Source organism: Stanieria cyanosphaera PCC 7437, assembly GCF_000317575.1.
Lineage (GTDB): Bacteria > Cyanobacteriota > Cyanobacteriia > Cyanobacteriales > Xenococcaceae > Stanieria > Stanieria cyanosphaera.
Genome location: NC_019748.1, coordinates 4,410,463 through 4,422,835 on the forward strand (window position 1 = coordinate 4,410,463; position 12,373 = coordinate 4,422,835).

The window sequence follows — 12,373 nt, forward strand, 5'->3', positions numbered from 1 at the left end:
GGTTAATTGTTAGTTATTCATCCTTCATAATTAGTAATTGGTAACTGCTCACTGGTCACTGATAACTGTTTAAATGTATTCAGAAATATCTTCACCGCAATCGTCAGCTAAGTAGGATAAAGAACGAAAACGCAAACTTACTAACTGCTCGTAAAGAGGATTAAGCTTACACAAAGGGGGAATATGAGCAATTGTACGTCCAAATAAGTTAATGTCTCTCTCAAACGGACATTGAGAAGGAATTACTTTGCAGACAAATCGAGCCAAACGGGGGTCTTGAACTTCCATGCCATCAAGCCAATCTTTGACTGGATGTAAAACGTCTAAACGCGGTTGAGTTTGTTTAGCAATTCTTTCAGAAGTACTTTCCTCTGGACGATAAAGAGTATTTTCTAAAGATTTAAGAGCTTCTATTTCTAGATTTAAAGCTTGGCTAAACTGCTGTAACAATTCATATTCAGGAGCAGAATAAACTCCATCAGCCACAGCTACCAAGACAGCCGTTCTTAAAAAGTTTTCAGCCGTTTCAGGGTCTTTGCCTAAAGCAATAGCTAATTCTTCAGGTTTGATCGGCTCTAACCGCTCAAAACTATCAAGATTGGCTAATTCTCTAGTTAACTGAGCAATTAACTCTTCTTCTTCAGGATCGTAATGTCCATCTGACCAAGCGATAGTATATAAACCTCGTAACCAAGCAACAATTTGGCTATCAGTATAAATAGATTGAGTTGTACTAGTCATAAAATTATTAAGCTAACCTTGCTCTTATATCAATCCTATCGTTTTCAAGTCTTTCTCTAAATACTAAGAAGTGAATTTTGGGGTAGCGATTACCGCCATTCCATAAACTTTAATGTTGTGTTTGCGTAAAACGTTTGCTGCTTGTTGAACAGTTGTTCCAGTAGTATAAATATCATCTATCAATAATACAGGAAGTTGAGGTTGTTGTTGTTGCCAAACTCTACCAAGAGTAAAAGCGTCTTGAAGGTTTTGTTTTCTTTGAAGAGGAGTTAGACCAAATAAAGCAGGAGTATCTTTAATTCTAATTAAAGCATTGGCGAACAAGCGATCGCTTGTAATCTGACAAAACCCTTGAGCAATTAATTCTGCTTGGTTAAAACCTCTAATTTTTTGTTTATTTGGATGTAAAGGAATGGGTACAACAATTAATTTTGCTCGTTTTTTAGCCATACCAGCATCTAACCATGCTTGACCTAACCATTGTCCCAACAGAATACCTAATTCAGCTTGGCGGTCGTATTTGAGTTTGCTTAAGGTTTGTTTTAATTGTCCTTCATATTTGCCCCAAGCAAAGTAAGGTAGATTGCCTGTCCACGTAGAACTAGAGGTTGATAATTGAAAGTTGTGTACTTGTTTTTGACAAAATTGACAGAGAATCGTTTCTGAGTGACGTTGGCATAAGCAACAAGGAGACTGAAGGAATAAACTAAGTAGACTTTTGAGCATAGAACCAGGAGAAAGGGAGAAAGGGGGACAATAACCGTCATCACTGGTAACTGATAACTGATAACTGGTAACTGGCGTACTTCCCATCTCAATAGCCAATTTGTCTTAGAATAAACAAAATAACTCACAAAAATTTGTTTATCTACAACAAGGTTTAAAAACTATGAGTACAGCTATAGATCAGGATAAAATCCTAGAATCAATGAAGAATTTTGCCGAACAGTACGCTAAACGAACTGATACTTATTTTTGTTCCGATCTTTCTGTAACTGCGGTAGTAATTGAAGGGTTAGCTAGACATAAAGAAGAACTAGGCGCACCTCTTTGTCCTTGTCGTCATTACGAAGATAAAGAAGCTGAGGTAAAAAATACTTTTTGGAATTGTCCCTGTGTACCAATGCGTGAACGCAAAGAATGTCATTGTATGTTGTTTATTACTGATGATAATGAATTTGCTGGAGATGAGCAAAATATCGCTCTTGAACTAATTAAAGAAGTTCGTGACAGCATGAAAGCATAAAAAAATCATGGCATTGCAAGAATTTTGGCAAGGTATAGAACAATTTAATCAACAAGAGTTTTATGCTTGTCATGATACGTTAGAGGCTCTTTGGCTAGAAGCTGTTGAGCCTGACAAAAATTTTTATCAAGGTATTTTACAAATTGCTGTTGCTTGCTACCATTTGGGTAATCAAAATTGGCGTGGTGCAGTTATTCTTTTAGGAGAAGGAATTAAACGATTAAGTAATTATCAACCTATTTATGAAGAGATTGATGTAGCTAGTTTAATCGAAGAAAGCAGTCAACTTCTCCAACAACTACAACAAATTGAACCAGAACACATCCAAGAATTTACCCGACAGTTAAATCAAACTAATTCTAACTACAAATTACCGATGATTATGACAATTAATCCTAGTTAAAATTAATGATTTTCCCAGTTGCTCTACACTAGATGGGAAACATACCATAAAATGTATGCGTCTAAACGCTTGAATTACTACTAAAAAAGTAACAAGCAAATATATAAGTTATTTTTTTGTAAATTATGATGATGTCGTCGCTATTTTTACGTCAGAGATTATCGCAATTTTTATCAATCGCAGTCGCGAGTACAATTATTTTTGCTACTCCTTCTAAAAATTTGCAAGCTCAAACTCCCACTCCAGGGGGAGGCATTACTATTCGTTCTGATGTTCAAGAAGCTAATTCTGAAACAGGAGTTTTTACAGCCAGAGGAAATGTTCAAATTAACTACCCAGCTAGACAAATTCAAGCTACTTCAACCCAAGCTCAATATTATAGTCGAGAGCGTCGTTTAGTATTAAGTGGCAATGTTTATGTAATTCAGCAAGGTAACAGTATGCGTGCTGAAACTATGACTTATTTGATTGATGAAGGAAGGTTTATTGCTGCTCCGAAAAGTAATCAACAAGTAGAATCTACTTATTTGGTTTCCGAGCCAAATTCTGCTATCGAAAACAACAATTAATCAATAATTTGGAGTAATAAAATTTAGCAAGCTAAGCAAGTAAATCATCAAATCCTATCCCTATCTCACCGCCACCAAGTCTTCCACTCATTCCTAACCAGTCAATTAAATGATTAACAGCTTATGGCTCTGATCCTGGAAAACATTCACAAAAACTATGGCAAAAGAGTGGTAGTCAACCGAGTTAATCTCAGAGTTTTACCAGGAGAAATTGTTGGTTTACTCGGGCCTAATGGAGCAGGAAAAACTACAACTTTTTATATTGCTACAGGTTTAATTAAACCCAATGAAGGTAAAGTCTGGCTAGAGGATCAAGAAATTACTACTTTACCGCTTCATCAAAGAGCGCGTTTAGGAATTGGTTATTTAACTCAACAAGCAAGTATTTTTCGTAATCTTACTGTTAAAGATAATATTCAATTAGTTTTAGAACAAACTGGTGTACCTCGTCCGGCTCAATCAATTCGTTTGCAACAACTACTTCAAGAATTTCGTCTCGAACAAGTAGATCGAGTGATGGGTTCTCAAGTATCTGGTGGAGAAAGAAGAAGAACCGAATTAGCTAGAGCCTTAGCAGCAGGAATGAACGGCCCAAAATTCTTACTACTTGATGAACCCTTTGCAGGAGTAGATCCGATTGCTGTTGCTGAGATTCAAAGTATTATTGCTAGTTTAAGCGATCGCAATATGGGTATTTTGATTACCGATCACAATGTACGAGAAACTTTAGCTATTACTAATCGTGCTTATATTATGCGAGATGGTCAAATTTTGGCTTCTGGTACGGCAGAAGAACTTTACGCTAATTCCTTAGTGCGACAATACTATTTAGGCGACAATTTTCAGATTTAGTAATCATCAATCTTTTGATTTGGCTGTAATTTTTAGGCTTATGAATATTGGTAAATTCAAATTCTTAGCTAAGTCTCATCTCGGTTTATATGTGATGGATTTATATATTGTTAAAGAATTATTCTTACCCTTTCTGTTTGGAATGGGAATGTTTACGTCTTTAGCATTATCGATTGGGACTTTATTCGATTTGGTACGAAAAGTAACAGAATCGGGATTACTGTTGAGTGTTGCCATTCAAGTTTTATTTCTTAAACTTCCTGAATTTGTAGTCTTGGCTTTTCCGATGTCGATGTTGCTAGCAGCTTTAATGGCTTATAGTAGACTTTCTAGTGATAGTGAGTTGATTGCTTTACGTAGTATTGGCGTTAATATTTATCGTTTACTTGTTCCAGTAGTAGTATTCAGTTTCTTTGTCGTTTTAATTACTTTTGTGGTTCATAATTTTGTTTCTCCTGCTGCTAATTATCAAGCTGAATTAACCTTAGAAAAAGCACTAGATAAAATTGAACCTTCTTTTAAAGAAAGAAATATTATTTATCCAGAATATGGCAAAGTAGAACTTGCCGATGGTAATAAAGAAACTGTTTTAACTCGTTTGTTTTATGCCGAAGAGTTTGACGGACAACAAATGAAGGGTTTAACTATTCTTGAGCGATCGCAAGTAGGAGTTAATCAAATTGTTACTGCTCAATCTGCTACTTGGAATATTTCTGAAAACACTTGGGATTTTTTTAATGGCACAATTTATTTAATTGCTAATGATGGTTCTTATCGAAATATTGTTCGTTTTCAACATCAAAAACTAGCTTTACCTCGGACTCCTTTAGATATTACTAAAGAAGGTAGAGATTACGGACAAATGAATATTTTGCAAGCTCAAGAATATTTAAAGATAGTTAAATTAAGAGGCGATGATAAAAAAGTTCGTAAATTAGAAGTTAGAATTCAAGAAAAAATAGCTTTTCCGTTTGTTTGTTTAGTTTTTGCTTTAATTGGTGCTGCGATCGGTACTAGACCACAAAATACTAGTAAAGCAACTAGTTTTGGTATTTGTGTTGGTTTAATTTTTGCTTATTATTTACTTTCATTTATTATTAGTTCAATGGGTGTTTGGGGAGTACTATCTCCTTTTTTAGCAGCTTGGTTACCTAATATTTTAGGTTTAGCAGCAGCAGGATTATTAATAACTAGTTCATCTCGTTAATTTTAATAAATAGTAATGAGATTGAAAGCTTCTTTATTCAAGAGATCGCGAGACAAAATTTTTGATAATTTTGGTCACTTTGATTAATATCAATTTAATTGAATCGTAAAAAAGATTGAATGAAAAAAGTAATTCTTAAAAAGACTACATTAGAAATAGTTAATACTCATAATTAGTATTCCCACATAATATATAATAGCGATTCGCTTGAATAGGAAAAGAATAATGAAAAAACTGCTCAGTCTGTTATTGCTGTTGATTTTGGCTGTAGTTGGGAGTTTGGTAGTTGAAAACCATGAGGTTTATTCTCAAACCGAGCCTCCAATAGAGCAAAGAATTGATTTTAAGCGTCATTTTGATGATTTAGGCGTAAATGGCTCGATTATCATTTATGACCTCCAAAGCGATCGCTTTTATCAACATAATCCTCGTCGCAATAACACCGCGTTTCTTCCTGCTTCAACTTATAAAATTCCTAATTCTTTGATCGCTTTAGAAACTGGCGCAATCAAAGATGATGTTGCCGTTTTGACATGGGATGGCATTGAAAAAGGTTTGAATGGTTCTCCTTTGAAAGAATGGAATCAAGATTTAAATATTCGTCTTGCTTATAAGTATTCGGCAGTTTGGTTTTATCAAGTGCTGGCGCGTAAAATTGGGCATCAAAGGATGCAAGATTTTGTTAATCAAATTCAATACGGCAATCAAAACATTGGTGCAGAAGAATATATTGATAACTTTTGGCTAGATGGAGAATTAAGAATTACTCCTCAACAGCAAATTGCCTTTCTTCGTCGTCTTTACCAAAATGATTTGCCTTTTTCCCAAAAAACTATTGATTTGGTCAAAGACATTATGATTGCCGAACAAACACCCGATTATATTCTTCGGGCAAAAACAGGATGGGCCACTTCTGTAACACCTAATATTGGTTGGTATGTGGGATATTTAGAACAAAACGACCAAGTTTATTTCTTTGCTACCAATCTCGATCTGAATTCAGAAACCGATCCAGCAGTAAGGCTAGAAGTTACGAGACTGTGTTTACAGGATTTAGGTCTTCTGTAATTTGTGTCTTTAATGCTGATATTTATTATTAGAGCTTTTTTAAGTATTTAGCAACTGGAAATAATCGAAAACTTGCTTTTTCATAAGTGTGACGTGCTGCGGAATGACCAGGATCACCTCCAGTCTCAACCATAGCAACAGACATCCCAACTTCTTTCATCTGTTTTAGTCTGGTGGAGTCATGGTTATAGTTTTGCCCAATTACAAGAAATTAGTTCGGCAATTTTATCTCATTCTGCTGATGCTAATACTACTGCGATTTATCAACAAGCAACTACCTTAACTTTGGCTACTATTGTTGCCTGTCAAGATGGTAATGTTTCTGCTTGTCGTTCAGAAAAAGTTTCTATTTTTAAATTAGGTTTTTTCAGTAATCGTTTAATTTGGATTGGTATTCTAACTGAATGGATTTTGATTTTAAGTATTATTTATTTCAAACCTTTGATTAATAATAAATATCGAAAAGTGTCAAAATAGGGTTAGGATTAAATCATTATATTTAATAACCAAAAAGCTCATAAATAGCTTGTTCTGGATCGCTTTGTTTAACCAAAGATTCTCCGATTAACACTGCATTTGCTCCTGCTTCTTTGACAAAATTCAAATCTTCTGAATTATGCAATCCTGATTCACTAACTATTAATATATTTCGTGAATTAATAACTTCTTTTCTAGATTTTAAAAGCTCATTAGTAGTTTGTAAACTAACAGTAAAATTTTCTAAATTGCGATTATTAATACCAATTAAATCGACTTCTTCAATTGCTAAAACTCGGTCTAATTCTGCCAAAGTATGAACTTCAATCAAGGCAGTCATACCTAAAGCTTTAATGATTTTAGTAAAATATTTTAAATCTTGATTTGATAAAATTGCAGCAATTAAAAGAACCGCATCCGCTCCTTTAGCACGAGCAAAATAAATTTGATAAGGATAAATAATAAATTCCTTACAAAGTAAAGGTAAATCTATTTCTTGTCTAACTAAACTGAGATTGTCAAAACTACCTTGAAAAAACTTTTCATCAGTTAAAACCGAAAGACAACTTGCCCCACCAGCTTGATAAGCTTTTGCGATCGCAACAGGATTAAAATCTTCTTTAATTACTCCTTTAGAAGGGGAAGCTTTTTTAACTTCAGCAATTAAAGCAGGATCAGTTTTGCCATTTTTTAAAGCAGCTAAAAAATTATTCGGTGGCGCTACAGTAGCTACTTGCTGACGTAATTCTAATAAAGGCAAGCGATCGCGCATTTTTGCTACTTCAGTTTCTTTATACCACACAATCTCTTCTAAAATATGACGCGGTTTGGCATCGGGAAGATTGGCTTGATAAATTACTTCTCCTGTATTGACTTGAGGGTTTGGATTAATTCTTCTAATTTGCATTTGTTTCTAAAATATTGATCATTAATTAAATTTAATGGGCGTTTAGCCAAACGCCCCTACAGATTTACTACACACCAACTACCTGGGCGCGTTTGTATGCCTCATCTAAAATTTCGGAAAGGGTAGGATGGGTATGAACATTAAAAGCAAGATTTTGAACAGATTCTCGTTTCGCGATCGCATTAGCAGCTTCTTGAATCAAATCGGAAGCATGAATCCCAATAATATGTACACCCAATAATTCACCAGTATCCTTACGATAAATTATTTTTGCCATCCCTTCGGTTTCCCCTTCCGCTAAAGCTTTAGAATTACCTTTATAGTAAGTTTTAGCAGTAGCAACGGTAAATCCTTCTTGTTGACCTAATTCTTTCGCTTGAGTTTCAGTCAAACCAACATAACTAATTTCGGGATGGGTAAAAGCTGCTGCAGGTATACAACGATAATCAATTTCTTTCGTTCTACCACAGATATTTTCTACTGCTACTACACCTTGTCCAGAAGCAGCATGAGCCAACATCATCTTACCAGTCGCGTCGCCTACAGCCCAAAGATGAGAGATAGGTTCACCATCTCGAATGACTTGCATTTTATCATTAACAGGAATAAAACCACGTCTGTCAATTTCTACTGCCAGAGATTCTAAGCCTAAGTTTTTCGTGGCAGGAATTCTTCCTGTAGCTACCAAACAAGCATCTACTTCTAAAACTTCAATAACTTCTTTGGTTTTAGCATCTGTTAATTCGATTACTACTGGTGTCCCTGGAGTAACCTTAGTCGCGAATACTCCCGTATAGGTTTCAATATCACGAGGATTAATTAAAACTCGTTGAGCAATTTTAGCAATTTCGGGGTCAAAACCAGGCATTAAATTATCTAATGCCTCAATCATCGTTACTTCGCATCCCAAGGCAGTATAAACATCAGAAAACTCCAAACCGATGTAACCACTACCAATAATTGCAATCCAGTTGGGTAAAGATTCTAATTTAACCGCCTGATCGCTAGTAAAAACCGTTTTCCCGTCTATTTCAATTCCTGGAGGTACAAAAGGAATCGAACCAGGGCAAAGCATAATATCTTTAGCAGTAAAAGTTTTCTCCCCTTGATCCGTTGCCACAGTCACCTTTTGTTTACCAGCAACTTTACCCCAACCGCGAATAATATCTACTTTCAGGCGAGTCAAACTATTAGTTAAATCATTTTGAATTTTACTAACTAAATCCAACGCATGGGCTGCAATAGTTCCTCTGTCAAACTGTACTCCTTCCACCTCAATACCCAAATCCTTAAGATGATGGGTATCTTTAAACTCTCTAACTCTCCCAGAAGCAGCTAGTAAAGCTTTAGAAGGGATACAACCACGATTAACACAAGTACCGCCCATATCTCCAGCTTCAATAATCGCTGTTTTCAAGCCACATTTAACTGCGTGTAAAGCTGCACCATGTCCGCCAACACCAGCACCAATAATAATTAAATCGTAATCAAATTCGCTCATTACTTTTTCTGCTATAGTTTGCTGCAATCTTTTATTTTAGTGTCACGCGGTACACCCAAGTTGAACTCGGGTGTCTGCGCTAACTCGTCATTCCACCAGTCAAAAGTACTCCGCCCTGAAATGATAGGGACAGACCCAGAAATTAGCTTATTTTTAAGTTAAATTAGTTTTGATTTTTTTTCTAATCAAAAAATTCTGGTTTGGTAAAGGTGGTCACAATCTAGAAGAATTGCTCAAAATTAACCTTATTGCTTCACTTAACTTCATTTTTTGCTCTATTTTTGAGAAGAATAAAACCTATCTAGTCAAAAAGCAAAGCTGGTAAACGCCATCGAATCTGATCAATTAAACGTTTTAGCTCATTGGTGAGAAAGAATTTCACTGTAGTAATCTTATTGGGTATTTTGGGTAAATTAAGTTTAGATCAAACCTATATTTCGTTTTATAAAAATTTCTACCTAAATTAAACTAAAGCTTTTCTGGGAGTGTACCGCTAAGGATGTCCTCTTACAACAATCAATCTTCCAATCAAAATCCCAATTTTGTCGACAACTTTTCCGATCATCAAATCAAATCTTTAAATTTAGATATAAATAAGATTTTTGAGTTAATTAGCCTGATCTTACCTTTAGAATGTTGCCTTCACTATCAAGTTTTACCTCTTCAGCTTCAAAATCAACATCTAACTTTAGGAATGGTCAATCTTGAAGATGAATCTGCACTCAATTTTATTGGTTTAATTATTAATTCTCTAGGTTATACTCTACAAACGAAAGAAATTGCCTATGATGAGCATCAATCAATTTTAGCAGCCTATCTAAAAGCTAATCCTGAAAATCAAAAAAAATCAAAAGCTAGAAAATTAGACCGCAATTCTAAGCTAACTGTGATGACTTCTTTTTCTGAGCAAAATTATTTAATTAATTCTGATTCTAAGTTGACTGTAGCTGATACTTCTGAAAACTTAAATAATTCTTTTAATTCTGACTATAAACCAACCTTGGCAGAAAATCCACCAGAAAATAAACCCGAGCATTCTAATTCTAATCTCCACGAAAGAGCAACTTTAATCGTAGATCAACCAGAAGATCATAATCTTCAATCAAACCTAAAACCTCAAAAATCAGCCAATAATTTAGACATAGAACCTCAACATTTATCAGAATCAGCAGATTTTTTAGCTAATTTAACTCCTCAGCAACTTTGGCAAGAGTTATTAGCCCGAATTTTAAACGGAGGAATTGGTAGACTTTTTTTAGAAAGATATCCAGAATATGGCAGAATTATTTGGGGACAAGATGGAGTAGTTCAATCTTCATTAAATGAAGTATCGATTCAAGTTTTTCAAGCTATTATCAACCAAATTAAAGCTTTAGCTAAACTGCCTCCTATACCTGTAGATAAACGCAAAAAAGTCGCCATAGAAAAATATTATCAACACGAACGTTTATTATTACGTTTAGAAGTTTTCCCTGGTCAATGTGGAGAAGAATTAACTTTACAAGTTTTACGTAGTCAAGCTCTTCAATATTATGAACAGAAACAAATCAAAAAGATGACCGAACAGGCTATAAGTTTGGCAGAACAATTAGAAAAAACTTTAAAGAGAATTACTGCTTGTGCCACTTCTAGTGAGCTTGAAGATTGGCAAAATATTATAGAAATGCAGCAAGTAATTATCCGAAAAATGAAGTTATTAAAATAATCAATAAAATAATCCCCAGAATTAATTCGTGGGGACTAAAAAATTTTGAACAGAATTTCCCAATTAATGTAGTTTAAGTCTGGTTAGATTTTTATCTACATTTATGGAAAAATGCTACTTATATGTTGGTGGTTTCATTGCCCAGAACTTGTTTTTTCAAAGCATCAAATTCAGTAACTAACTCTTGACGAGTAGATTCTTTTAAAAGATACCGATAAACAAACCAACCAGTATAGCCAAGACCAACTAGTTCAAACAAAGGAGCTAAAAGAGGAATATCATTGATCGCATCAAGGATAGCTAAAGTTAATTTAACTGCTACGATCGCACCAAACAATAATCCTAAATTAATCAGAAGTTTTCTGTTATCTGAGATAAACTCTCCTAGATAATCATATAACTTTGATAAGAAATCACTCCCTACTTCGATCCATTCTTGCCAGGGTTTATCTGCTGGTGAGGGCTTCGCGGGAGCAATCATTCCAGCTGTTTCAGTATTAAAACCAGAAGGGTTTTGCACATCTATTTTTTGAGCTTCAGATTCCATTTTCAGCACTCCTTTGGTTATATGGAACATTTTATTAGTAGTTAGCTTGCGATCTAAACAATTCGTTGACTAACTTTTGCCCATATTATCAAACACTTCTTCTTGCTTAGTGGCATTATCAAAGCAAGTATTAATAGTCCTTAAAAAATCACGAATAGTATTGTACCCGAATCGAACTAAATATTTATCTTTACAGCTTGCTGTAACTGTTTAACTGACTTGGGTTAAACGGCTACAACTGGCTCTTGCTGCTGCAAAAAAGTAACATTTTGTTGCGAACGACGGCAATAAATTTCGCAAGAGTTGTTTGGACTCTCAATCAATTTAACTTTATCTAATTCTGCTCCTAAAGTTTGAATGGGCTGTTGTAACAATTGAGTAATATAAACCGCAATATTTTCAGCCGTTGGTACTACTTCGGCAAAGTAAGGAATATCTTTGTTGAGAAAAGTATGATCAAAAGGTTCTATTACATAATCATCAATAATTTTTTGTAAAGCTCCTAAATCAACTAGCATACCAGTACGTTGATCGATTTCTCCTGTTACTGTAACCTCTAGATGATAATTGTGTCCATGACCGTTAGGACGAGCGCATTTGCCGTATATTTCGGTATTTTCTTCAAAGCTGAGGTTAGGTAAAGCCAAGCGATGAGCAGCACTAAAATGAGTTTTAACAGTTAAAGACGCTTCCATATCGTTTCCTTGATAATCTGCCCAGAGTTCGGGATGTTCAAATAATTGAATATTGACTAAAGGTAAATAAGGTGCTAATTTTTGCCAGATGACTCGGGCAATATTTTCTGTAGTAGGTAGAGTTTGTTGAAATTCTGACCAAACTTCATTTAAATAAGCGTAGTCTAACTGACTAGTCACTTCTTTTTTGATAACTTGTTTGACATGAGATAGATTTTGTACCATCCCATAGCGGTCTAATTCTCCTTTAAGAGACACATAAAGAACATAGTTATGTCCATGCCCAGGAAAACGACTACAAGCCCCAAACAAGCGTTGATTTTCTTCTGGATTTAGTTCTGGTAACCAATAACGATGACTAGCAGAAAACTTAGCTCGACGGTTAATGATACAAATCATTTTTTATATTGCGCGATCGCGATTTTATGTAAAGTTAAGTAAATATTCTTCTTTTT

13 protein-coding genes and 2 pseudogenes are annotated in these 12,373 nt (G+C 34.8%); 8 read left to right on the top strand and 7 right to left on the bottom strand.

What is annotated here, in order from left to right; genetic code table 11:
• Positions 1-69 precede the first annotated feature (69 nt).
• Together STA7437_RS19220 and STA7437_RS19225 are read right to left on the bottom strand one after the other, a co-directional pair.
• Positions 70-741: a Mo-dependent nitrogenase C-terminal domain-containing protein gene (locus tag STA7437_RS19220; protein ID WP_015195049.1), complete on the bottom strand. Its 672-nt coding sequence runs from the start codon at positions 739-741 to the stop codon at positions 70-72.
• Between the two features lie 63 nt (positions 742-804).
• A complete protein-coding gene (locus STA7437_RS19225; protein ID WP_015195050.1) occupies positions 805-1,554 on the bottom strand; it encodes a ComF family protein in 750 nt (249 codons plus the stop codon).
• A 76-nt stretch (positions 1,555-1,630) separates the two neighbouring features.
• Here STA7437_RS19225 and STA7437_RS19230 point away from each other — a divergent pair, with 76 nt between their 5' ends.
• The 6 genes from STA7437_RS19230 (at position 1,631) to blaOXA (ending at position 6,086) form a co-directional block, all read left to right on the top strand.
• The gene (locus tag STA7437_RS19230; RefSeq protein ID WP_015195051.1) at positions 1,631-1,987 is read left to right on the top strand and encodes a ferredoxin-thioredoxin reductase catalytic domain-containing protein; all 357 of its coding nucleotides are present in this window, start codon (positions 1,631-1,633) and stop codon (positions 1,985-1,987) included.
• A gap of 7 nt (positions 1,988-1,994) precedes the next feature.
• Positions 1,995-2,390: a DUF309 domain-containing protein gene (locus STA7437_RS19235; RefSeq protein ID WP_015195052.1), complete on the top strand. Its 396-nt coding sequence runs from the start codon at positions 1,995-1,997 to the stop codon at positions 2,388-2,390.
• A 125-nt stretch (positions 2,391-2,515) separates the two neighbouring features.
• On the top strand, positions 2,516-2,959 hold the full coding sequence (locus STA7437_RS19240) for an LptA/OstA family protein (protein ID WP_015195053.1): 444 nt from the start codon (positions 2,516-2,518) through the stop codon (positions 2,957-2,959).
• Between the two features lie 123 nt (positions 2,960-3,082).
• Complete coding sequence (lptB, locus tag STA7437_RS19245) at positions 3,083-3,811, top strand: LPS export ABC transporter ATP-binding protein (protein WP_015195054.1); 729 nt, start codon at positions 3,083-3,085, stop codon at positions 3,809-3,811.
• A 40-nt stretch (positions 3,812-3,851) separates the two neighbouring features.
• Positions 3,852-5,018, top strand: coding sequence for an LptF/LptG family permease (locus STA7437_RS19250; protein WP_015195055.1), 1,167 nt, complete (start codon positions 3,852-3,854; stop codon positions 5,016-5,018).
• 225 nt (positions 5,019-5,243) lie between these two features.
• A complete protein-coding gene (gene blaOXA, locus STA7437_RS19255) occupies positions 5,244-6,086 on the top strand; it encodes a class D beta-lactamase (protein ID WP_015195056.1) in 843 nt (280 codons plus the stop codon).
• A gap of 28 nt (positions 6,087-6,114) precedes the next feature.
• Here the strand turns inward: blaOXA and STA7437_RS27755 are convergent.
• A pseudogene (locus tag STA7437_RS27755) lies at positions 6,115-6,255 on the bottom strand (GNAT family N-acetyltransferase); the annotation flags it as partial.
• Here STA7437_RS27755 and STA7437_RS25575 point away from each other — a divergent pair.
• A pseudogene (locus tag STA7437_RS25575) lies at positions 6,252-6,530 on the top strand (cation transporting ATPase C-terminal domain-containing protein); the annotation flags it as partial. The pseudogenes STA7437_RS27755 and STA7437_RS25575 overlap by 4 nt on opposite strands.
• A 55-nt stretch (positions 6,531-6,585) precedes the next feature.
• On the opposite strand, the gene trpC reads toward STA7437_RS25575, so the two are convergent.
• Entirely contained in the window at positions 6,586-7,470 is an 885-nt protein-coding gene (trpC, locus tag STA7437_RS19265) for an indole-3-glycerol phosphate synthase TrpC (protein WP_015195057.1), read from the bottom strand.
• Positions 7,471-7,537: 67 nt separating this feature from the next.
• On the bottom strand, positions 7,538-8,971 hold the full coding sequence (lpdA, locus tag STA7437_RS19270) for a dihydrolipoyl dehydrogenase (RefSeq protein WP_015195058.1): 1,434 nt from the start codon (positions 8,969-8,971) through the stop codon (positions 7,538-7,540).
• Between the two features lie 499 nt (positions 8,972-9,470).
• Between lpdA and STA7437_RS19275 the strand changes: the two genes are divergently transcribed.
• Positions 9,471-10,676 (top strand): GspE/PulE/PilB domain-containing protein, encoded by a 1,206-nt coding sequence (locus tag STA7437_RS19275; RefSeq protein WP_015195059.1) that lies wholly within the window; start codon positions 9,471-9,473, stop codon positions 10,674-10,676.
• Between the two features lie 118 nt (positions 10,677-10,794).
• Here the strand turns inward: STA7437_RS19275 and STA7437_RS19280 are convergent, their stop codons facing one another.
• Positions 10,795-11,223 (bottom strand): CAAD domain-containing protein, encoded by a 429-nt coding sequence (locus STA7437_RS19280; protein ID WP_015195060.1) that lies wholly within the window; start codon positions 11,221-11,223, stop codon positions 10,795-10,797.
• Positions 11,224-11,447: 224 nt separating this feature from the next.
• Positions 11,448-12,317 carry a 6-pyruvoyl trahydropterin synthase family protein gene (locus STA7437_RS19285; protein WP_015195061.1) on the bottom strand — a complete coding sequence of 290 codons (870 nt, stop codon included), beginning with the start codon at positions 12,315-12,317 and terminating at the stop codon, positions 11,448-11,450.
• Between the last annotated feature and the right edge of the window lie 56 nt (positions 12,318-12,373).

Coding starts and splice junctions, on each gene's coding strand:
- STA7437_RS19280 (WP_015195060.1), bottom strand. CDS start 11,223: ATGGAATCTGAAGCTCAAAAAATAGATGTGCAAAACCCTTCTGGTTTT.
- blaOXA (WP_015195056.1), top strand. CDS start 5,244: ATGAAAAAACTGCTCAGTCTGTTATTGCTGTTGATTTTGGCTGTAGTT.
- STA7437_RS19220 (WP_015195049.1), bottom strand. CDS start 741: ATGACTAGTACAACTCAATCTATTTATACTGATAGCCAAATTGTTGCT.
- STA7437_RS19285 (WP_015195061.1), bottom strand. CDS start 12,317: ATGATTTGTATCATTAACCGTCGAGCTAAGTTTTCTGCTAGTCATCGT.
- STA7437_RS19230 (WP_015195051.1), top strand. CDS start 1,631: ATGAGTACAGCTATAGATCAGGATAAAATCCTAGAATCAATGAAGAAT.
- lpdA (WP_015195058.1), bottom strand. CDS start 8,971: ATGAGCGAATTTGATTACGATTTAATTATTATTGGTGCTGGTGTTGGC.
- trpC (WP_015195057.1), bottom strand. CDS start 7,470: ATGCAAATTAGAAGAATTAATCCAAACCCTCAAGTCAATACAGGAGAA.
- STA7437_RS19275 (WP_015195059.1), top strand. CDS start 9,471: ATGTCCTCTTACAACAATCAATCTTCCAATCAAAATCCCAATTTTGTC.
- STA7437_RS19240 (WP_015195053.1), top strand. CDS start 2,516: ATGATGATGTCGTCGCTATTTTTACGTCAGAGATTATCGCAATTTTTA.
- STA7437_RS19250 (WP_015195055.1), top strand. CDS start 3,852: ATGAATATTGGTAAATTCAAATTCTTAGCTAAGTCTCATCTCGGTTTA.
- STA7437_RS19225 (WP_015195050.1), bottom strand. CDS start 1,554: ATGGGAAGTACGCCAGTTACCAGTTATCAGTTATCAGTTACCAGTGAT.
- lptB (WP_015195054.1), top strand. CDS start 3,083: ATGGCTCTGATCCTGGAAAACATTCACAAAAACTATGGCAAAAGAGTG.
- STA7437_RS19235 (WP_015195052.1), top strand. CDS start 1,995: ATGGCATTGCAAGAATTTTGGCAAGGTATAGAACAATTTAATCAACAA.